This is a genomic window from Pseudomonas sp. IT-P395 (assembly GCF_949767675.1).
GTDB lineage: Bacteria > Pseudomonadota > Gammaproteobacteria > Pseudomonadales > Pseudomonadaceae > Aquipseudomonas.
Genome location: NZ_CATKPW010000061.1, coordinates 156,120 through 176,351, shown reverse-complemented (window position 1 = coordinate 176,351; position 20,232 = coordinate 156,120). Strand labels below are relative to the sequence as shown.

The following is a 20,232-nucleotide window of genomic DNA, read 5'->3' as shown; positions in this document are numbered from 1 at the left end:
GAGCTATACATCCAACTGGAAGTGACCATTAGCGGAGTTGGTCATATGAGTGATATGGCTACATACAAGTCTAGATGCCAGGTTACCTAGCAATAGCGAGTCAGGCCTGTCAGTCGATCCGTAGTCCGATGTTGCTGATGGCCAGGATGCAGTTATTTCTCAGGTTGTGACCATTGACGATATTGGTCACAAGGCTGAGAATATGATGATCATCCTATTCCTCAGTAAGGGAATCTATGCGCCGGCTCCGACCTTTCCCCATTGCCGCATGCTTGCTGCCTCTCGCCCTGAGCGCCTGTGGCGAATCTTCCAGCGTTGCAGATCCCCGTACACAGGCGCCGCTGGTCAGATCCGCTGCGGTTCAAGCGTCACCCGATGTCGCTCGTTCTTTCACCGGAGTGGTCGCGGCGCGCGTTCAGGGCGACTTGGGTTTTCGCGTGTCGGGCAAAGTGCTCGAACGTCTGGTTGATACGGGGGAGGTCGTCAAGCGAGGGCAGCCGCTGATGCGTCTTGACCCGATCGACCTTGGACTGCAAGCGCGGGCGCAGCAGGCGGCGGTCATAGCGGCTCGCGCCAGCGCCAAACAGACAGCCGACGACGAGGCTCGCTATCGCAAACTGGTCGGCGTTGGCGCCATTTCGGCATCAGCCTACGACCAGTACAGAGCCGCTGCGGAGACTGCAAAGGCGCAGCTCAACGCCGCGCAGGCGCAAGCGGACGTAGCGAGTAACGCTTCAGGTTATGCGTTGCTGGTTGCTGATGCGGACGGCGTGGTAGTGGAAACACTCGCTGAACCTGGACAAGTCGTAAGCCCGGGACAACCGGTGGTTCGACTGGCGCGCGCAGGTCAGCGCGAAGCCATCGTGCATCTGCCCGAAACGTTGCGTCCGGCAGCCGGTTCCACCGCACAAGCCAGCCTCTACGGGGTCAATTCAGCGGCGGTGACGGCAAAACTGCGGCTGCTTTCGGACTCCGCAGACCGCACGACGCGCACATTCGAAGCGCGCTATGTGCTTGAGGGGCCGCTGGCCAATGCGCCGATCGGTGCGACTGTCACCCTCAGCATTGCCGAGGGCGCCTCCCAGACACAGGCGTTACAAGTCCCCATCGCCGCGATTTACGACCCGGGCAAAGGACCCGGTGTGTGGGTGATCACCGGAACACCGGCAAAGGTGGCTTGGCGAGCGGTTAAGGTGCTGGGGTTGAGCGATGATTCGGCCCGTATCGCCGGCGACCTCACTGCCGGTGAGCAGGTTGTAGCGTTGGGCGCCCATCTGCTGCGCGATGGCGAAGAGGTGCGATTGCCACAGCAGAGCGAAGCCAGCGTTGCCGGGAGTCGCCCATGAGCCAGGGGCGCTTCAACCTTTCGGCCATCGCGGTTCGTGAGCGGGCGATCACCGTGTTCCTGATCTTTCTGATTGCCGTTGCGGGGACGTTGTCGTTCTTTCAACTGGGACGTGCGGAGGATCCACCGTTTACGGTCAAACAGATGACGGTCATTACCGCGTGGCCCGGTGCGACTGCGCAAGAGATGCAGGATCAGGTCGCCGAACCCCTTGAAAAGCGCCTGCAAGAACTCAAGTGGTACGACCGCTCGGAAACCTACACTCGCCCTGGACTGGCGTTCACGATGGTGTCGTTGCTCGACAGCACGCCGCCGTCGCAAGTGCAGGAAGAGTTCTATCAAGCACGCAAGAAGCTCGACGATGAAGCCATCAGGCTGCCGGCCGGTGTTATCGGGCCGATGGTCAACGATGAGTTTTCCGACGTGACCTTCGCGCTGTTCGCCTTGAAAGCCAAGGGCGAGCCGCAGCGCTTACTGGTGCGTGATGCCGAAGCCATGCGCCAGCGTCTGCTGCATGTGCCGGGTGTGAAGAAGGTCAACATCATCGGTGAGCAAGCCGAGCGCATCTACGTTTCATTTTCCCATGACCGCTTGGCGACCCTCGGCCTGTCACCGCAGGACATCTTCGCCGCGCTGAACAGTCAGAACGTGCTGACGCCCGCCGGCTCCATCGAAACCAACGGGCCACAGGTGTTTCTGCGTCTCGACGGTGCTTTCGACAAGGTGCAGAAAATTCGCGACACACCGGTCTCCGTGCAGGGCCGCACACTCAAGCTCTCTGATGTGGCGACGGTTGAACGCGGTTATGAAGACCCGGCCACTTTTGTTGTGCGCAATAACGGTGAAGACGCTTTGCTGCTGGGCGTGGTGATGCGCGAGGGCTGGAACGGTCTGGATCTGGGCAAGGCGCTGGATGCGGAGACCGCGCGGATCAATGCGCAAATGCCATTGGGCATGACCCTCGCCAAAGTCACCGACCAGGCGGTCAATATCGACTCCGCTGTCGGCGAGTTCATGGTCAAGTTTTTTGTCGCGCTGCTGGTGGTCATGCTCGTGTGCTTTCTCAGCATGGGCTGGCGGGTCGGGGTGGTGGTCGCCGCGGCTGTGCCGTTGACCCTAGCGATCGTGTTCGTGGTGATGGCCGCCACCGGCAAGAACTTTGATCGCATCACCCTCGGCTCATTGATCCTCGCGCTCGGGCTGTTGGTCGATGACGCGATCATCGCCATTGAAATGATGGTGGTGAAAATGGAGGAGGGCTACGACCGCATCAAAGCGTCCGCCTACGCCTGGAGCCATACGGCGGCGCCGATGCTGTCCGGCACGCTGGTGACGGCAATCGGTTTCTTGCCGAACGGTTTTGCCCAGTCCACTGCCGGTGAGTACACCAGCAACATGTTCTGGATTGTCGGCATTGCGCTGATCGCTTCCTGGGTCGTCGCGGTGGCGTTCACCCCGTATCTGGGCGTGAAGTTGTTGCCGGACATCAAGAAGGTCGAAGGTGGCCACGCGGCTATCTACAACACGCCGAATTACAACCGTTTCCGCCGGCTGCTGACCGCGGTGATTGCTCGCAAATGGCTGGTGGCAGGTACGGTGGTCACGCTGTTTTTCGTTGCGGTTCCAGGCATGGGGCTGGTGAAGAAGCAGTTTTTTCCGACCTCCGACCGTCCCGAGGTGATGATCGAGGTGCAGATGCCTTACGGGACCTCGATCGAGCAGACCAGCGCCACGGCCGCCAAGGTCGAAGCCTGGTTGCAAAAGCAGGATGAGGCCAAAATCGTCACGGCCTATATCGGCCAGGGTGCACCACGTTTCTTCCTGGCGATGGCGCCAGAATTACCCGATCCTTCTTTTGCCAAAATCGTGGTGCTCACGGACAGTCAGGAAGCACGCGAAACCCTCAAGTTCCGGCTGCGCGAAGCAGTTGCCGAAGGACTCGCGCCGGAGGCCCGAGTCAGGGCCACGCAAATTGTCTTTGGTCCTTATTCGCCGTTTCCGGTTGCCTACCGGGTGATGGGGCCTGATCCGGCGAAGTTGCGCGACATCGCCGAGCAGGTCCGCGGCGTGATGCAAGACAGCCCGATGATGAGAACCGTGAACACTGACTGGGGATCGCTGACCCCGACCTTGCATTTCAGTCTCGATCAGGACCGTCTGCAAGCAGTGGGGTTGACCTCCAATGCGGTTGCCCAGCAACTGCAGTTCCTGCTGAGCGGAGTTCCGATCACAGCGGTTCGCGAGGATATTCGTTCTGTGCAGGTCGTTGGGCGTGCCGCTGGCAATATCAGGCTCAACCCGGCGCAAATCAAAGGCTTCACTCTGGTCGGCGCGACGGGGCAACGCATCCCGTTGTCGCAGATCGGCGAGGTCGATGTGCGCATGGAGGATCCGATTCTGCGCCGCCGTGATCGCACACCGACGATCACTGTGCGTGGCGACATTTCCGAAGGCTTGCAGCCACCGGATGTTTCGAGTGCGATCCTCAAGCAGTTGCAGCCGATCATCGAAACACTGCCTTCCGGTTACCGGATCGAGCAGGCGGGTGCCATCGAGGAGTCCGGCAAAGCGGGTAAGGCAATCTTGCCCCTGCTGCCAATCATGATCGCCATGACGTTGCTGATCATCATGGTGCAGGTGCGTTCGATCGCGGCGATGATCATGGTCTTCCTCACCTCGCCATTAGGCTTGATTGGTGTGGTGCCGACGCTGCTGATCTTCAATCAGCCATTTGGTATCAATGCGCTGGTCGGGCTGATTGCGCTGTCGGGGATCCTGATGCGCAACACGCTGATTCTGATCGGGCAGATCCATCACAACACGCTGGAAGGACTGGACCCGTTCCACGCTGTGGTCGAAGCCACGGTGCAACGTGCGCGGCCGGTACTGCTGACGGCAATGGCGGCCATCCTGGCGTTTATTCCCCTGACACACTCGGTGTTCTGGGGGACGCTGGCTTACACCCTGATTGGCGGCACGTTCGTCGGTACCATCATTACGCTGGTGTTCCTGCCGGCGATGTATTCGATCTGGTTCAAGATTCGCCCTGAGCACAACGCTCAGACTGAAACAGTCAAACTGGCGTAGTGACAACGCCTGCAATCGAGGCCCGCTTTGGCGGGCCTTGTTGTCCCCACGTCAAAGCGTGGTGATCTGCCCATTGCGATCCAGTTCATACACCTTGTTGCCCTGCAATTTCTCCTTCAGCCACCGCTCGGCCTTGCCCAGCGGCCGCTGCCGCGCCCACAGCAAATCGACACCAATCTGCCAGTCGGTATGCGGATACGCCGAGAGCTGCAGTTCCACCAGTTCACCCTTGGCCAGTTCGCGCTGAACGAGCTGCCGGGGCAGGGTGGCCCAACCGAGCCCGGCGCGGACCATTTCCAATAACGCCAGATAGCTTTCCGCTTGCCACAACTGGGTCGAGCGCAGGTATTCGCTGCTCGGCAGTTTGCTCGCGTGGGCGCTGAAGGCCAGTCGGCGATGGACGTGCAGGTCGTCGAACGTGACGTTGTCGAGTTGCGCCAATGGGTGCTCGGGGTGGCAGACGTGCAGCATGATCAGTTTGCCCAGTTGCTGAAACGCCAGCTCCTTGGGATAGCCGGGCTGTGAGAACGCCACACCGAGTACCGCTTCGCCGCTGCTGACCAGTTCGCTAACGTCGCCGTAAACCGGATGGCGGATGATCAGGTCGACAAAGGGGAACGCGGCTTCGAAGGCTTTGAGCACCGGCATGATCGGCCCGTACGGCGTTTCAATGGCGAGCGTCAGGCTGGTTTCGACGTTGTCCGAAAGGCAATCGGCGTGGGCTTCGAAGGTCATGCAGCGTTCAAGCACGGCTTCGGCCTGCACCAGCAGCTTGTGGCCGCTGGCAGTCAGAGCGGGGCTGCGGTTAGTGCGGTCGAACAGGTCGACCCCAAGGTCGGTTTCGAGGTTGGCAATCGCCGCGCTGATGGTCGATTGAGTCTTGCCCAGTTTGCGCCCGGCGGCGGAAAACGATCCGCTTTTGACCACTTGGACGAACATCAGCAGTTGATCGAGTGAGAAGCGCAAGCGGTGGACTCCTGGGTCGAGGATGGGGGTTTAAAGCAGATAACCAATGCCAGATTCGTGCCATCGAAAAAAGCGATGGTTGCTAATTTTGTTCATCGCAATAAACGTTCAACTATGGCCCCGCGTCAAACGATCTCCGGGGCGATCTGACTTTCAAACGCCCCTGAGCATGCCCGCGATCTCAACAGATGCCGCACCTTCAGGAGCGTGTGAAATGACCCCACAACGCATTCATCCGGTGGACGAGGTTTTGCCACTGCGACAGTTGTTCACGTTTGGCTTGCAGCATGTTCTGGTGATGTACGCGGGAGCGGTGGCGGTGCCGCTGATTCTTGGTAGCGCGATGGGGCTGACCTCGGCGCAGGTGGTGTTGCTGATCAACGCCAACCTGTTGACCTCTGGCGTGGCGACGCTGATTCAAACTCTCGGTTTCTGGAAATTCGGCGCACGGCTGCCGTTGATTCAGGGCTGCTCGTTTATTGCCCTGGCGCCGATGATCATGATCGGCAAGGAATTCGGCCTCAGTCAGATTTTCGGCGCGGTGATCGCAGCGGGCTTTATCACCATTGCCCTGGCACCGGTGTTCAGCCGCTTGCTGCGGTTTTTTCCGCCGGTGGTGATTGGCAGTCTGATCACCATTATCGGCATCTCGCTAATGCCGGCGGCGGCGATCTGGCTGGGCGGCGGCAATCCCGACGCGGCGGATTTTGGTAATCCCGCGAACCTGTTGCTCGGTTTGGCGACGGTCAGCGTGACGCTAGTGATCTACGCCAAATGCAAGGGCTTTCTCGGCAACCTCAGCGTGCTGATTGGTCTGTTCGTCGGCAGCCTGATCGCAGCAGCCTGCGGTATGACTCACTTCAATCGTGTCAGCGAAGCGGCGTGGTTTGAGCTGAGTGCGCCGATCGCCTTCGGCGCGCCGGAATTCGCACCGGTGCCGATTCTGATCATGACCCTGGCGATGCTGGTGATCATGGCCGAGACCACCGGCAACTGCTTGGCGATCGGCAAACTGACCGGCAAACCGACCACGCAACAGACTCTCGGCAACGCGTTCCGCGCCGACGGCTTGTCGACCATGCTCGGCGGTTTGTTCAACAGCTTTCCCTACAACGCCTTCACTCAGAACACCGGTTTGATCGCGCTTTCCAACGTGAAAAGCCGCTTCGTCGTGGCCGCCGCCGGGGCAATCATGGTGCTGATGGGCCTGTTCCCCAAACTCGGCGCGTTGATCGCCGCCGTGCCGACGCCAGTGCTCGGTGGCTGCGCGATCGTGATGTTCGGCATGACCACGGTGGCGGGCATTCAAGAACTGTCACGGGTGCAATTCGAGGGGACGCGCAACGGCATCATCGTTGCGGTTTCGGTGAGTGTCGGGGTGCTGCCGATGTCCTTTCCGGCGCTGTTCGAACACGTCGGTCCGACGTTGAAACTGGTGCTCGACAGCGGGATTTTCCTCGGTGCGATCACCGCCATCGTTCTCAACATCCTGCTCAACAACGACAAAAAATCGACCGAAACCATCGGCGCTGAACTGGCCGACTGACTGTTTGTTTTCCACTGCCCAGGAGTTACCCATGAATCAATTCACTCAGCTCATCCCGGCCGGCGTCAGCGAGCTTGATCTGACCTTGCTGCGCCAGACCATCGCCTTGTCCGAGGCATCGAAACAACGCGGTCGCCATCCGTTCGGGGCATTGGTGGCCGACCGCAACGGCAAGGTGATTGTCGAAGCGGGGAATAACTCGATGCCGCCGGAAGGCGATCCGACGCAGCACGCCGAGTTGGTGGCGGCCGCCGCAGCGGCAAAACTGCTGTCGCCGCAGGAGCTGGAACTGTGCACGCTGTACACCAGCGCCGAACCTTGCTGCATGTGCGCTGGCGCGGTGTATTGGACGGGTATCGGGCGGGTGGTTTATGCCTTGTCGGAGCATGCGTTGCTGGGGTTGACGGGGGACCACCCGGAGAACCCGACGTTCTCGCTGCCATGCCGCGAGGTGTTCGCCAGGGGGCAGCGCAAGGTCAGTGTGTTCGGGCCGATGCTGGAGGGCGAGGCGGCTGAACCGCATAAAGGCTTCTGGTCGTAGACTGCTGTCCGCTTCACAAGGTCCAGCGAGGCGGGGACATTAAACGAGCTTGAATGCCGCGCATCTTCGGATGCGCGGCAATTCTCACGAATCCATCGCGAGACGAACCGCGCTTTTACAACGCAAACGTAGTCCCCCGAGTATTCACAAACAGCGAATAGATCGAGTGACTACTGGCCATGAACAACCGATTGCCTTCGCGCCCCCCAAAGCACAAATTCGGGCAGCGCTCTGGCAGGGAAATGTGCCCGATGGCCTTGCCTTGCGAATTGAACACGCGCACGCCGTCGAGTTTTTCCAGGTCGGCCTTGGGGTCACCATTGCCGCCCCAGCCGCACCACAGATTGCCCGCTTCGTCGCACTTGATGCCGTCGATCGCGGCATAGTCCAGCCCTTCGATATGCTTGCGGCGTTCGCCGAGTGTGCCATCGTCCTTCACCGCGATCGCCCAGATCAGGCGATTGGGCTTGGCGCGACCTTCAACGACGTACAGTGTTTTCTCATCGGGAGAAAAGCACAGACCGTTGGGGCCGTTCAGATCGTCGATGACCCGCGTGACCTTTTTGCTCTCGCCGTCGATGCGGTACACGGCGTGGGGTTGGCTCGGAGTGATCTTGTGGCCTTCGTAGTTGTTGCTGGTCTGGAAGGGCGGGTCGGTGAACCAGATCGATCCGTCGCTTTTGCAGACGATGTCGTTGGGCGAGTTGAAGGGCTTGCCGTCGAAGCTGTCGGCCAGCACGGTGATCGTGCCATTGGCTTCGGTGCGCGTGATGCGCCGGCCTTCGCTGGTGGTGGTAGAGCCTTCACAGACGATCAGACGCCCTTGGCGATCCCGGCACATGCCGTTGGAAAAATTCGAATGTTCGCGGTACACGGTGAAGGTGTCGGTGATTTCGTCCCAGCGCATGATGCGATTATTGGGGATGTCGCTGACCAGCAAATAGCGGCCATCACCGACCCACACCGGCCCTTCGGCCCAGCGCATACCGGTGGCAAGTTTTTCAACACTGGCGTTGAAAACACGTAGTTCAAGGAAGCTGTCGTCGAGAATGTGAATGAGTGGATCAGGGTAGCGCTGACTCAAGGGTTCGGCAGCCTCGGCGATCCGCGTCAGTGCGGTGCTGCCGACGGTGGCGAGCGTGGCGGAAACGGCGAGGGATTTTTTCAGGAAGCTGCGGCGGGTGTTGCCTTGCGCTCGGTCGAGGTTTTCAGGCCGAGCGGACTGGGACGAGTCCATGTAGCGATCTCCGTGGTTTTATTTTTTTTCGGGGAGACGTAGTAATACCTTGTGATAGGACATCGTACAAGTTGTTCGTTGCGCGACGCCAATGGGCGTAGGTAGCAGTGGAAGCCAGTAAGCATCATGGCCTCCACCTTAGAATTGGCATGCGATAACTTCGTGTCCTGCGGGCAAGGACAGCTTTTAGTCAACCATCACCTCATCCAGTGCCTGCTCCAGCAGGCTGACCGTGCGCTCGACATTCTGTAGCTTCTCCAGCCCGAACAGCCCGAGGCGGAAGGTCTGGAAGTCGGCCGGCTCATCGCATTGCAGCGGCACGCCGGCGGCGATCTGCAGGCCGTGCTGGGCAAATTTCTTGCCGCTCTTGATGTCGGCATCATCGGTGTAGCTCACCACGACGCCGGGGGCTTGAAAGCCCGCAGCGGCGACGCTTTTGAAACCTCTGCCGGTCAACAACGCACGCACCCGATCGCCCAGCGCCTGTTGTTCATCGCGAACCTTGTCGAACCCGTAGGCTTGCGTCTCTTTCATCACGTCGTTAAAGCGCGCGAGGGAATCGCTGGGCATCGTCGCGTGATAGGCATGTCCGCCTTGTTCGTAGGCCTGCATGATTTGCAGCCACTTTTTCAGGTCGCAGGCGAAGCTGCTGCTTTGCGTCTGTTCGATTCGCTCAAGCGCCGCAGCACTGAACATCACCAGGGCGCAGCAAGGGGAGGCGCTCCAGCCTTTCTGTGGGGCGCTGATCAGCAGGTCGACGGCGCATTGGTGCATATCCACCCAAATTGCGCCGGAGGCGATGCAGTCCAGCACAAACAGACCGCCCACCGCATGCACGGCGTCGCCAACGGCTCGCAGGTACTCGTCGGGCAGGAGGATCCCGGATGAAGTTTCAACGTGGGGCGCGAAGACCACCTGCGGTTTCTGCGCCGCGATGGCGGCCAGCACTTCGTCCAGAGGTGGCGGGGCGTAGGCTGCCTGGCGACCCGTCTCGACCGGCCGGGCTTTTAACACCGTGGTGGCCGCCGGGATGTTGCCCATCTCCAGAATCTGGGTCCAGCGATAACTGAACCAGCCGTTGCGTATCACCAGGCATTGCTGGTCGGTGGCGAACTGTCGCGCCACCGCTTCCATGCCGAAAGTGCCGCTGCCTGGAACCACCGCCACCGCTTCGGCGTTGTAGACCTGTTTCAGGGTCGTGGAAATGTTCTTCATCACGCCTTGAAAGGACTGCGACATGTGGTTCAGCGAGCGGTCGGTGTAGACCACTGAGTACTCGACCAATCCCTCGGGATCGATGCTCGGATAGAGCTTGGACATGGTGACTCCTTTGGCAGAGGGGTAAACATCATTGGCAAGCAAGTGTAGGCAAAGGGCAGCGATCAGCTCATTGAATTGCGCAAATGAGGTTAGAGTGCTCGGCAATGTCTCAATCATTGCGTGAACCATGAAGCTGCCGCTGTTTATTTCTCTGGATGGGCCCAAGGGCACCGGCAAAACCACACTGCTGGAGGCTGTTACCGCTGCACTGCGGGCAGACAAGCACAAAGTCATTCGGCTCTGCGAGAGAAAAAGCGATCCGTACCGCGGCGAAACCATGGCCTTGGTCAACCAACTCGCCAGACATCCGTCGCGGGAACTGGAGTGGGCGGTGTGTCAACGCCTTGCGGATAGCCGTCGCTGGATTTCCCAGCAGGTGCTGCCCAAACAGCCACTGGACAGCATCATCCTGATCGACCGCTGGTATCCGTCGGACGCCGCATTTCGCCATAGCATGCCGTTTGCCGAGATTCTGCAGTTGAACATCGAGCGAGGCGTGCGCGTGCCGGATCTGCATGTCGGCGTTGTCACTGCGCCGGATATTTCATGGGCGCGGGCAACGGCAAGATCGCGTGGACTAGGCGGCACAGTAATCCAGAAACACGCAGAGCACGTCACCTGTAGCGAGATGTTCGAACAGGCGGTTACCGATCATGGCTGGGTGCTGTGCCGCAATGAAGGAACCATCGAAGCCGCAACGACTCAGGTAGTTGCAGAAATCTATAAAGTGCTTGGCTGATTGTCGAATCAGCGCCGCCTGATCTAGTTTGAATGCCAGATTTCTCTGACCTGAACTCACCGTACTGACGGATCACACGCCCCCGATGCTCACAAACCTCTGGTATGTCGTTCTCCCATCGTCACAGCTGACTGATGGACTAATGCCGGTTCAATTGCTCGGACAACCTTTCGTGGCGTTCCGCGATGACGCGGGTGTCGCTCACGTGCTGTCGGATATTTGCGTGCATCGCGGCGGCTCGCTGTCAGCGGGCAGCAAGGTTGGCAACAGCGTGCAGTGTCCCTATCACGGCTGGCGGTTTGGCGCTGATGGCGTCTGCACGCAGATACCGGCGCAGCCCGACCTGCGGATTCCTGCAAAGGCCCGCGTCGATGCGTACCCGACGCTGGAGCGATACGGTTGGATCTGGGTGTTTTTAGGTGATTTGCCTGAGTCTGAGCGTCCACCATTGCCCACGCTCGACTGGATCGACGATCCCTCCATCCGCGTGGTCTCGGGCCACTTTGACTGGCAGGCCAGTTGGGACCGGATTATCGAAAACGGTCTGGATTTCGCGCATGCACCGTTTGTCCATGGTTCAACCTTCGGCGATCCGGATCATCCCGAGATTGAATCATTTGAGGTCGACAGCGATGCGTGGAGCGGTAGCGCCCAAATGCTCATGCGCAGACCGGCACGCAAAGGGCTGCTGCGGCGTAAATCCTCCACCGAGTTTGTCAGTGTGGTTACTGTTCCGGGGTTTCACCTGTCCGGTCCGTGCACAACGCTTGAGCTTGAGTTGCCCAACGGCTGGCGGATCTACATCGTCTCGGCGCATGTCCCGATTGACGCCAATCGCACGCGTACCTGGTGGATGATGGGCAGAACGTTCCTGCGCTCACGGCTGCTGGATCGCAGGTTCATTGCGAGCAATATCCGTATCTTCGAACAAGATCATGCCGTGCTGAAAAACGTCAGGCCCGAACGTGTGCCGGACTCTTTTCAGCAGGAGGTTTCGTTGAAATCCGACGCGCTGCAGATTGCCTTTCGCCGAGACGTACAGGCACTGGAACAGCGCGGCTGGCGCATCGATGAAGAGCGTCTTGCGCGAACCTTCACCGGACGCAAGGCCTGCGCAATACCCAGCCCCGAACGTCGTCAAATTCGCGCTTGGGCGATCGAGCCGATTCCGCTCGTGGATATCACCCACGAACCTGACTAGTGCTGCGAGCCAGCCTGCGCTTGGCGCAGACTGGCGCAACCCCTAGCGCGTCTCACATTGCGGCGAAGGCTCGCCGCTCAATGCATCCACCATCGGCGGATGCTCCTGCACCGCCTGACGCAAATCTTCGGTCACCCGCAGCTCCGCACCTGTCGGCGAGAACGTGGCTGCCGCTGCAAACGGCGCGGGATTGGCCGGAACCGGGCGCTTGCCACGGCGCCACAGGAAGAAGGTGACCATGCACAGATTGACCAGCGCAAATACCCAGAACAGACCATTGGCGCCGAACGAATTCATCACCGGCGAGATCATCATCGGACTGATCGCCGAGCCCAGTGAGTTGATCAGCAGCAGGCCCTGAATCATCGGCACCAACGCTTCGGCAGGCGCACGGTCAGCAGCATGGCTGACGGCAACCGGGTACAGCGCGAATACGCCGCCACCGAGCAGAAACAACATCACCGCGAGCATCGTCGAGGACAACGGCACCAGGACGATCAACAGCGACAACACCGTGCACGCCACTGTCAGAATCGTCAGCACCTGCAAGCGATCCTTGCGATCAGACCAGCGTCCGACCGGGTATTGCAGGAGCATCGCGCCGAGAATCGTCCAGGCCATCATGCTGCCGACTTCACCGACATTCAGACCGCTGCGTTGCAGATACAACGGCAGCAAGGTGTAGATCGCCGCGATGGTCACACCCGAGCCGAAACAGCCGACCAGCCCGGTCGGCGTCACGCCCAGCAGTTGCCGTGGCTTGAGCGGCTCGACCTGATCAAGCAGTGGAGACACGCGAGGCAGAATCACGATTGGCAACACCGACAACGAGGCGAGCATGCCGGCGACCATGAACGGTGCGCTGTCGCTGAGCCCGGTGATCTTGCCCAACGTTGCCTGGCCCAGCACACCGGCGCCGTACAAGACGATCATGTACAACGCGAGCAAGCGCCCGCGAATCTTCGCGTCGCCCGCCAGCAGCAGCCAGCTTTCGATCACCAGAAACACGCCGACCGTGGCCCAGCCGTTGATCAGGCGCAGGGCGAACCAGCCCCAGGTGTCGTAAAACAATCCCTGCAGCAGGATGGTCACGGCGATCAGCGAAGCAAAGCTGCCATAGGCGCGGATATGGCCGATGCGCAGAATCAAGCGGTCATTGAACACGGCACCCAAAGTCAGGCCGATGAAGTAGGCCGATGAAACGATGCCGATCATCGTGGTCGAGGCACCGGCAGCGTCCAGTCGAAGGGTGGTCAGCGACGACATGAAACCGTTGCCCAGCGCAACAATGAACAGCCCGAGCAGGGGCGCCAGCGCCATGGCCAGCAAACGCGGAGACATAAAAACCTCTGGAGTACGAACAGCGCAACGTGCGCCGCTGCGCATGCGATTGCCAAGCCGAAGTATGTTGGGGTGCAAGTGCCCGCCAGACGGGCAGGGCGGTTGGATACGTTTCGGTCGCCAGATCCGGCGACTGCAAGAGCGCGCGGATTCTAAGGCTTGTGCGGAATTTTCCAATGGCTGTTTGCTGCGACAGTTGGACGCAGGTCAATCAAGGCTGAGTCATAACGACAGCTCATCCTTTGCAGGGCAAAAATGTTCCTTTATTGATCCTCTTGCGCTGGTTAGCCTGTGCGGTCGGTTTGCCATTTTGTGCCAGGAGTCATGATGCTGATCAAAGGTGAGCGGGCCGCCACGGTGTGTGGTTTGGTGGCGATCGTTTTGTGGAGTACCGCTGCCGGATTGATCAGAGGCGTCAGCGAGCACTTCGGCCCGCTGGGGGGCGCTGCGCTGATCTATTCGCTGGGCGCCATGCTGTTGCTGGTGTTCCTCGGCCGCCCGCGGATTCGCTCGACTTCCAGGCTCTATCTGCTGCTCGGCAGCGCATTGTTCGTCGCTTATGAGGTGTGCCTGTCGTTGGCATTGGGTTTCGCCAGTGATCGCCATCAAGCCATCGAACTGGGTGTGGTCAATTATCTGTGGCCATGCCTGACCGTGGTGCTGGCGATCGTCATGAACGGGCAGAAAACCCGGTGGTTCATCATTCCGGGCTCCGCGCTGGCGATTTTCGGCATCTTGTGGGTGGTCAGTGGCGAGGGTTTATCGCTGCCGGGAATTGTGCGCAATGTTCAGTCCAACCCATTGAGCTACAGCCTGGCATTGACCTGTGCGATCACCTTTGCGCTGTATTGCAATGTCACGCGTCGCTATGCCGGCGGGCAGAATCTGGTGGTGCTGTTTTTTGTGCTGACGTCCGTCGTACTGTGGGGGAAGTGGTACGTGAGCCAGGAACAGATTCCGCCATTCACTTGGGAAAACTCCCTGGAGCTGCTGGCAGCCGGAATCGCCATGGCTGGCGGTTACGCGCTGTGGAACATCGGCATTCTGCGCGGAAACCTGACCTTGCTGGCGACCGCGTCCTACTCCGCGCCCGTGCTGTCGTCGGCGTTCGCCGCGCTGTGGCTGGGCGTCAGTTTGCAGATGCAGTTCTGGCAGGGCGCCGTGCTGGTGACGGTGGGCTCGCTACTGTGTTGGCAGGCGACCCGGCAGCACAAGGTTTCCCAAGCAACTCCGATCAAGGTCAGCGTGGGCGAAAACCCTCACTGAAACAGGCCTTAGCGGCCTGCCTTAACGGATGCTAAATTAGCGTCGCAACGCAAGTCTCCCGCAATCACGCGGGTTTATGGAGAGCAACAGCATGGAAGCCACCCCGGTAGACCGTTCAGCCCCGATCCGTTACTGGGCAGTACTGGGCTTGTCACTGCTGTTCAACCCCTCAACCCCGGCCATGGCCTTTACCCCCGAGCTGCATTCGGCCTACGCGCTAAAAGCAGCGCAGGCGTTTCAGCGCTGCCCCGGAGTAAAGCTACCTGTGCAGTTGGGCGAGGCGTTGGCTAAAGGAACGGATGCAGAAGACTCAAGCCCGCTGACGATCCTTCAGCGCGCCACCCACTGGCATTTCTACAACCGCAACGAAAAGCTTGAGCCACTCTGGTTGGTCCAGCGCAATCTGGACGCGATTTTCAACAAACGCATCAAGAAGCTGAACGAGCTGCTGGTGAAACCTGATGCCGACCCGGTTGCGGTCTACGAGCAAGCAGGAAGGGTTTTGCATTACATACAGGACATGAGCGTCCCCGGCCATGTGGTGCCGGCTTACCACGCAAAGTTACCGGGCAATCATTCCGATCCATTTGATGAGTTCGAGAGCATTGAAGCGCTGCCAGTGTTCGACTTGTCTGACGTGCAGTGTCAGGCGCTTCGTGATGAGGCGGATAAAGCCGATGCCAACCCTCGACGTTTTCTGGACGCCGCTGCCACAGCAACCTTGCAAGCGATAGAGCAGATAGACGCGGCCGGTAAACCTGTCGTCGACGGTGCATGGAACGCATATTGGGTTTACCCCGCGCGAAACACCGATGAAGCCCGCAAAGGTTGGGGCCAATACGGTACCTGCGAATTTGCAAAGGGCAATGTCAATGCTGGGTGCAAGCGTGAAGAAGAGCTTGTGGCGTTGTTCGAACAACAGTCTCGGCAGGCTCAGAGAAACTCGGTGCTGATGCTTTTTTATGTGCAAAAGAAGCTGGCCGAAGCAGGCCAGAAAAACGCCAGTGCAATGGCTGATCAATAGTGGGGACTGAAATTTAGAATGCGCCGCTTAATAACTCATGGATGTGTTGTCGTCAGTGTTGCGATGCTGTGTTCAGGATGTACCTCCTATGCGACCGTGCCGACAATCAACGAACACGCTGGAACCGCAACCCAGGAAATCATCTCCAGCTTCAGCTACGAAATAGACTCTCCCTGGAAAAACAGTCGCCTTGGCAAAGACGCCTACGCGCAGACAAAAAGCATGTTTCCACATGCACAGGATCACAGCTCCAGCCCTGTAGCCTCGAGCCTCCCTGCACTGGAAATCAAAGTCTCGGAATTTTCATTGGGTGGCGCTTGCACACAAGAGTATTTGACGGGGTTGAGTTTTGGTTTGATTCCGAGTTGGTGTACAAGGCCAGACCTGTACAAGTTTGATTTCACCCTGAATAAAGATAACGGCTTTTGCAGGCAAAGAACTTACTCAGTCAGCGCCACAACGGTTTCCCATCTCGTGATGATTCCGTTTGCGCTGTTTGAGCCCGAGAAACGACCACTGGCCATTTATCAGGCTTCGCTAAAAGATTTCCTTCAAGCCGATCAATGTTCCAAAGGCTTGTGACCGGCGCATCAGGCCTTCAAAAATCTCGCGGCGTAACTGACAAACAACAACAGGAAAACCAAGCCACCCAATGCGACCACCAGCGTACTGAGATGCGCAACCATGCCGATGAACGCTGGGCCCATGAGAATGCCGGCGTAGCCCATCGAGATGATCGCCGGAATCGCGGTGCGCTGGGGCATGCGCTGTTGTCGACCCGCCGCCGTAAACAGCACCGGGACTATGTTCGAGCATCCGATACCGACCAAGGCATAGCCCAGCAATGCCGCCTGCCAACTATCGAATACTAGCGAAACCAGCATGCCCGCCGCCGCGCAGACCCCGCCCAGCGCTACCACGCGAACGCCACCCAGTCGGCTGACGATGGCGTCTCCGGTCAGGCGCCCGAGCGTCATCGCCGCCGCGAAGCTGGCATAACCCAAGCCTGCGTAGCTGGGTTCCATTGCGCGTTGCGAGGCAAGGAAAACCGCGCTCCAGTCGAGCATGGCGCCTTCCGTAAGGAAAACAATGAAACACAGGACGCCCAATAGCAGCACGATCCCCCGTGGCATCGCCAACAACGGACCGTCTCTCTCGGTGCCATAGGGCAACAAACTTGGCGCAGCCTTGTACAGCGCGGCGAGGATAATCGCCACCAGGCAAAGCACGGACAGCAGTGGATTCAGTCCCAGGCTGAGCATCGCCGTCATGGCCCCGGCCCCGGCGATACCGCCGACGCTGTAAAGCCCGTGGAACCCGGATTGCAGGGTTTCGCCGCTGTGCTTTTCAACAATGATCGACTGGATATTGATCGCGCAATCGAGCATGCCCATGCTGGCGCCGAACCCCAGTACGGCAAGCGCCAGCCCCGGCAGCCACGTCAGATGGCTCAGCATCGGCAGCACCGAACACAACGCGACAGTCGAGCAGATGATCACCGGTTTGCAGCCAAAACGTGCAGTCAGATAACCGGCAAACGGCATGGCGACGATCGAACCGATACCGAATCCCAGCAACAACAGGCCCAGTCCGCCGTCGTCCAGTCCGGTACGGGCTTTCACCAACGGAACGAGTGGCGCCCAAGCCGACATGACAATGCCGGTGATCAAAAATACGATGCGCGTCGACACGCGCTCGCCGTAGTTTGCATAAGCTGCCAGGGATGATGTCGAGGCGTTCATTGATGCGGATATCCTTATCGGTGTCTCCCGGCTTTTTTGGCGACGAACCGGAACAACAGCTTTTCGAGACACAAGAGTCCCTTCCAGCATCCGTCGGGATGCTGAAGGGAAGAGGGATGGAACTGGTGAGGAGAACGGATCAGCCAACAGACTTCAAAGGGATGGGGCCTTTGAGCCGATCCATCATGGTCGCGCAATACCAGTCATCGAACTGACAAACGCCAGTCTCGGCGGTTTCCGAATAAGGCCCCGGCTCGTACGACGGCGAGGTCACACCGCGCTGGGTGCCTTCGACCAGCGTGCGGTCCTGATCGTTGGTGGCAATCCAGACTTTGGTCAGCCGTTCGAGATCGTAATCCACGCCTTCCACTGCGCTGTCGGGTACCAGCCATTTGGTGGTGACCAGGGTTTCAGTGGCGCTGATCGGCAGCACCCGGAAGCTCAACGCGTGGTCACCGAGGAAGTGATTCCAGGTGGAGGGGTAGTGGAAGTACAGCAGCGCGCCGATGTCCGCTTCAGTTGTCTTGTCCAGACGCCCGGCAACGGCAGGTTTGCCATCCATGGTGTAGCTGACGGCGCCGGATGACAGCGGAATACGGGTCATGCGGAACTGACCATTGATATCCATCACCAAACGGCTTGGCAGTCCGGCGCTCTCGCACTTGGACCAGTAAGCCGACAGCTCTGGATCATCTTCGCCACTGACGCCGCCCACCGACAGGTTATCGACGAACGAATGCAGCAACTCCGGGTGCGACCCGTCGCAGTGATAGCACTCGCGATTGTTTTCGAAGACCAGTTTCCAGTTGCCTTTCTCGATGATGTTCGACTCGAACGCTACTTTGCAGTTTTCAAGATAGTGCGGCGCGATGAAAGGGCTGACGGCTTTGCGGAAACCTTCGAAATCAGGAGCCTTGGCGGCCACGCAGACATAAATGTAGGTATCGACGATCTCGCAGTGAACGCTTTTCAGACTGTATTGGGATTTGTCGAAATCCTGGCCCATGTTGCCGGCGAACAACAGGTTGCCATCCAGCTCGTACGTCCACTTGTGATACGGGCAAACCATCTTCGCCACTTTGCCGTGATCGGCCTCGCAGATTTTTGCGCCACGGTGACGGCAGGCGTTATGGAACGCCCGAACCTCGCCGTCTTTGCCACGGACGACGGCAACGGGGTAGTCACCGATCTGCAGGGTGAAATATTGCCCTGGCTTGGTGATTTCAAAGGTGTGGCCGGCGAAGATCCAGTCCTTGTGCCAGATCTGCTCAAGGTCCTGACGGTAAACGCTTTCACTGCTGTAAAGAGCGCCTGGCAGCGAGTGCCAGGCTTTACGCTGTGCAATCAGGTCAAAAACGCTTTCTTTATTGTTCATTGTTATCCTCCCATAGGCGACATGGGTCTCAGCCTATATGGCCCAGGACTGACGTCACAAACGACATTTGCTGTGGGCAATTCATGCGTTGGCGTTATCGATGCAGGCCTGACTGGAGTGGTGGGACTGCGTGAAAAATCAGTTCCAAAGCAGTAATGGCGCAACTGGATTGAGCGATGTGTTTGATCGCTGTTTTCACCTCGGCACTGCGCTCTACACCGAGACCGCTGGCGAACAGATCAAATTTCTGGCTCAGCTCTTCAGCACTCAAAGCCGTTTCGGGATCGCCCCGCGCGGCGGTGACCGGACTCACCAGCACGCCGCCGTTCTTCAGGGTAATGGTCAATCGGGAGAGGATTTCGGCGGGGAATCTGGCCGAGATATCGGCGGCTTCGACGATTTCGATACGGCGGCTCAACGCCAGAATATCTTCAGCAAAAATAGCCGCCCCGGTGACTTCCTCCGGGCCGACCTTGCCCCGGACAATCAGTGCTGCCAGCGGGAAGGCCAAGGCGTACTGCGCCTGGTCGGCATCACTCGGCGTATGGCCCTGTAAACACATCGACTCGTAGAACGTTTCCACGCGAACGGTTTCAATCGAATCCGTATCAAGCTCAGGGTTTTCCCGCAGCAAATCGAGCATGGCGGTCAGCGCCGGTTGTGCCCAGCGGCAAACTGGCCAGGGTTTGAAGTACTGACTGTCGATCTCCCAGCGTGCACCGATGTCGTTCCAGTATTCGGCGACGGTGACGTCTTCAACTGTTTCTGCCGGCGCACCGGTGATGCCTTCCCGGGCCATGAGCAGCGCATTCAATCCCGCAAATGCCCCTGCACCGTGGGCATCGCGCAGCATGGTCGGCGCTTGCACCACGCGCATCATCGGGCAGCGTGCGCTGAAGTACTCGGCGATGCCCAAGGCGTGGCGAAATGTCGGCTCATCGAAGCCCAGCAAACGCGCGCCGGCGCAGACAACGCCCAGCGCGGAAAAACCACCCGATGCGTGATAAGTCGGCGAAGTCGCCATCAAGGCGGAGCCGGCCCGCAGCGCCGCTTCATAACCGATGCACAAGGCGGTCAGCAGTTCATTGCCACTGATCGACTGGCCTTGATGATGCAGCGCATCGGCGAGGGCAAGCACCGCAGGAACAACCGTGGCACCGGCATGCCCCTTGGATTTGAAGTGGCCCTCATGGGCGTCGAGGCTGTCAGCGCTGAACCCGCCGGCCCAGGCTGCGCCGAGCACGTTGACACGCTGCCCGGCAAAGATCAGGCGACTGCTATAGGCGCCCGCCGGGTAATGCTGTTCGGCAAAACGCCGCATGGCGCTGCTGGTGTCATTGCTGGCCGCGCCGGCCATGACGCCGACGATATCCAGCAGACTGTCCTGCACGATTGCACGAGTCTTGAGCGGAGCATCGAGGAAATCAAAGTCGCGACAGAATTCGAAGAGTGACATTCAACAATCCCTTCCTGTGAGTTGAGCCGAACCGATCATGGCCGGC

16 protein-coding genes are annotated in these 20,232 nt (G+C 59.2%); 9 read left to right on the top strand and 7 right to left on the bottom strand.

What is annotated here, in order from left to right:
• Window positions 1-236: 236 nt before the first annotated feature.
• Together ACM6IN_RS28745 and ACM6IN_RS28740 are read left to right on the top strand one after the other, a co-directional pair.
• Window positions 237-1,346, top strand: coding sequence for an efflux RND transporter periplasmic adaptor subunit (locus tag ACM6IN_RS28745; RefSeq protein ID WP_414894277.1), 1,110 nt, complete (start codon window positions 237-239; stop codon window positions 1,344-1,346).
• Window positions 1,343-4,432 carry an efflux RND transporter permease subunit gene (locus ACM6IN_RS28740; RefSeq protein WP_414917166.1) on the top strand — a complete coding sequence of 1,030 codons (3,090 nt, stop codon included), beginning with the start codon at window positions 1,343-1,345 and terminating at the stop codon, window positions 4,430-4,432. Before ACM6IN_RS28745 ends, ACM6IN_RS28740 begins: the two co-directional genes overlap by 4 nt.
• Window positions 4,433-4,483: 51 nt before the next feature.
• On the opposite strand, the gene ACM6IN_RS28735 is transcribed toward ACM6IN_RS28740, so the two are convergent.
• Window positions 4,484-5,398, bottom strand: a complete 915-nt coding sequence (locus ACM6IN_RS28735; protein ID WP_007913252.1) for a LysR family transcriptional regulator — start codon at window positions 5,396-5,398, stop codon at window positions 4,484-4,486.
• A 214-nt stretch (window positions 5,399-5,612) separates the two neighbouring features.
• Here ACM6IN_RS28735 and ACM6IN_RS28730 point away from each other — a divergent pair, with 214 nt between their 5' ends.
• Together ACM6IN_RS28730 and ACM6IN_RS28725 are read left to right on the top strand one after the other, a co-directional pair.
• Complete coding sequence (locus ACM6IN_RS28730) at window positions 5,613-6,944, top strand: nucleobase:cation symporter-2 family protein (RefSeq protein ID WP_414917165.1); 1,332 nt, start codon at window positions 5,613-5,615, stop codon at window positions 6,942-6,944.
• 31 nt (window positions 6,945-6,975) lie between these two features.
• A complete protein-coding gene (locus ACM6IN_RS28725) occupies window positions 6,976-7,485 on the top strand; it encodes a nucleoside deaminase (protein ID WP_414917164.1) in 510 nt (169 codons plus the stop codon).
• A gap of 115 nt (window positions 7,486-7,600) precedes the next feature.
• Here ACM6IN_RS28725 and ACM6IN_RS28720 read toward each other — a convergent pair whose 3' ends face one another.
• Both ACM6IN_RS28720 and ACM6IN_RS28715 read right to left on the bottom strand, forming a co-directional pair.
• Window positions 7,601-8,722 carry an SMP-30/gluconolactonase/LRE family protein gene (locus ACM6IN_RS28720; protein WP_414917163.1) on the bottom strand — a complete coding sequence of 374 codons (1,122 nt, stop codon included), beginning with the start codon at window positions 8,720-8,722 and terminating at the stop codon, window positions 7,601-7,603.
• A 186-nt stretch (window positions 8,723-8,908) separates the two neighbouring features.
• Window positions 8,909-10,042 (bottom strand): alanine--glyoxylate aminotransferase family protein, encoded by a 1,134-nt coding sequence (locus tag ACM6IN_RS28715; protein WP_414917162.1) that lies wholly within the window; start codon window positions 10,040-10,042, stop codon window positions 8,909-8,911.
• A 127-nt stretch (window positions 10,043-10,169) separates the two neighbouring features.
• Here ACM6IN_RS28715 and ACM6IN_RS28710 point away from each other — a divergent pair, with 127 nt between their 5' ends.
• Both ACM6IN_RS28710 and ACM6IN_RS28705 read left to right on the top strand, forming a co-directional pair.
• Window positions 10,170-10,781, top strand: a complete 612-nt coding sequence (locus ACM6IN_RS28710; RefSeq protein WP_414917161.1) for a dTMP kinase — start codon at window positions 10,170-10,172, stop codon at window positions 10,779-10,781.
• Between the two features lie 85 nt (window positions 10,782-10,866).
• Window positions 10,867-11,982: a Rieske 2Fe-2S domain-containing protein gene (locus ACM6IN_RS28705; RefSeq protein ID WP_414917160.1), complete on the top strand. Its 1,116-nt coding sequence runs from the start codon at window positions 10,867-10,869 to the stop codon at window positions 11,980-11,982.
• Window positions 11,983-12,024: 42 nt separating this feature from the next.
• On the opposite strand, the gene ACM6IN_RS28700 is transcribed toward ACM6IN_RS28705, so the two are convergent.
• A complete protein-coding gene (locus ACM6IN_RS28700; RefSeq protein ID WP_414917159.1) occupies window positions 12,025-13,368 on the bottom strand; it encodes an MFS transporter in 1,344 nt (447 codons plus the stop codon).
• A gap of 282 nt (window positions 13,369-13,650) precedes the next feature.
• On the opposite strand from ACM6IN_RS28700, the gene yddG reads away from it, so the two are divergent.
• From yddG to ACM6IN_RS28685, 3 genes are all read left to right on the top strand, one after another.
• Window positions 13,651-14,589, top strand: coding sequence for an aromatic amino acid DMT transporter YddG (gene yddG / locus ACM6IN_RS28695; protein ID WP_414917158.1), 939 nt, complete (start codon window positions 13,651-13,653; stop codon window positions 14,587-14,589).
• Window positions 14,590-14,680: 91 nt separating this feature from the next.
• Window positions 14,681-15,613: a hypothetical protein gene (locus ACM6IN_RS28690; protein ID WP_414917157.1), complete on the top strand. Its 933-nt coding sequence runs from the start codon at window positions 14,681-14,683 to the stop codon at window positions 15,611-15,613.
• 18 nt (window positions 15,614-15,631) lie between these two features.
• Window positions 15,632-16,195: a hypothetical protein gene (locus tag ACM6IN_RS28685; RefSeq protein WP_095112144.1), complete on the top strand. Its 564-nt coding sequence runs from the start codon at window positions 15,632-15,634 to the stop codon at window positions 16,193-16,195.
• An 8-nt stretch (window positions 16,196-16,203) separates the two neighbouring features.
• On the opposite strand, the gene ACM6IN_RS28680 is transcribed toward ACM6IN_RS28685, so the two are convergent.
• The 3 genes from ACM6IN_RS28680 to ACM6IN_RS28670 form a co-directional block, all read right to left on the bottom strand.
• A complete protein-coding gene (locus ACM6IN_RS28680; RefSeq protein ID WP_095112145.1) occupies window positions 16,204-17,355 on the bottom strand; it encodes an MFS transporter in 1,152 nt (383 codons plus the stop codon).
• A gap of 139 nt (window positions 17,356-17,494) precedes the next feature.
• Window positions 17,495-18,730 carry an aromatic ring-hydroxylating oxygenase subunit alpha gene (locus ACM6IN_RS28675; RefSeq protein WP_110718344.1) on the bottom strand — a complete coding sequence of 412 codons (1,236 nt, stop codon included), beginning with the start codon at window positions 18,728-18,730 and terminating at the stop codon, window positions 17,495-17,497.
• Between the two features lie 94 nt (window positions 18,731-18,824).
• Complete coding sequence (locus ACM6IN_RS28670; protein WP_414917156.1) at window positions 18,825-20,186, bottom strand: MmgE/PrpD family protein; 1,362 nt, start codon at window positions 20,184-20,186, stop codon at window positions 18,825-18,827.
• Window positions 20,187-20,232 lie beyond the last annotated feature (46 nt).

What these genes read in the sequence shown, in the direction of transcription:
- ACM6IN_RS28740 (WP_414917166.1), top strand. Translation starts at nt 1,343, where the DNA reads ATGAGCCAGGGGCGCTTCAACCTTTCGGCCATCGCGGTTCGTGAGCGG.
- ACM6IN_RS28725 (WP_414917164.1), top strand. Translation starts at nt 6,976, where the DNA reads ATGAATCAATTCACTCAGCTCATCCCGGCCGGCGTCAGCGAGCTTGAT.
- ACM6IN_RS28730 (WP_414917165.1), top strand. Translation starts at nt 5,613, where the DNA reads ATGACCCCACAACGCATTCATCCGGTGGACGAGGTTTTGCCACTGCGA.
- ACM6IN_RS28690 (WP_414917157.1), top strand. Translation starts at nt 14,681, where the DNA reads ATGGAAGCCACCCCGGTAGACCGTTCAGCCCCGATCCGTTACTGGGCA.
- ACM6IN_RS28710 (WP_414917161.1), top strand. Translation starts at nt 10,170, where the DNA reads ATGAAGCTGCCGCTGTTTATTTCTCTGGATGGGCCCAAGGGCACCGGC.
- ACM6IN_RS28700 (WP_414917159.1), bottom strand. Translation starts at nt 13,368, where the DNA reads ATGCGCAGCGGCGCACGTTGCGCTGTTCGTACTCCAGAGGTTTTTATG.
- ACM6IN_RS28680 (WP_095112145.1), bottom strand. Translation starts at nt 17,355, where the DNA reads ATGAACGCCTCGACATCATCCCTGGCAGCTTATGCAAACTACGGCGAG.
- ACM6IN_RS28670 (WP_414917156.1), bottom strand. Translation starts at nt 20,186, where the DNA reads ATGTCACTCTTCGAATTCTGTCGCGACTTTGATTTCCTCGATGCTCCG.
- ACM6IN_RS28720 (WP_414917163.1), bottom strand. Translation starts at nt 8,722, where the DNA reads ATGGACTCGTCCCAGTCCGCTCGGCCTGAAAACCTCGACCGAGCGCAA.
- ACM6IN_RS28715 (WP_414917162.1), bottom strand. Translation starts at nt 10,042, where the DNA reads ATGTCCAAGCTCTATCCGAGCATCGATCCCGAGGGATTGGTCGAGTAC.
- yddG (WP_414917158.1), top strand. Translation starts at nt 13,651, where the DNA reads ATGCTGATCAAAGGTGAGCGGGCCGCCACGGTGTGTGGTTTGGTGGCG.
- ACM6IN_RS28705 (WP_414917160.1), top strand. Translation starts at nt 10,867, where the DNA reads ATGCTCACAAACCTCTGGTATGTCGTTCTCCCATCGTCACAGCTGACT.
- ACM6IN_RS28685 (WP_095112144.1), top strand. Translation starts at nt 15,632, where the DNA reads ATGCGCCGCTTAATAACTCATGGATGTGTTGTCGTCAGTGTTGCGATG.
- ACM6IN_RS28675 (WP_110718344.1), bottom strand. Translation starts at nt 18,730, where the DNA reads ATGAACAATAAAGAAAGCGTTTTTGACCTGATTGCACAGCGTAAAGCC.
- ACM6IN_RS28745 (WP_414894277.1), top strand. Translation starts at nt 237, where the DNA reads ATGCGCCGGCTCCGACCTTTCCCCATTGCCGCATGCTTGCTGCCTCTC.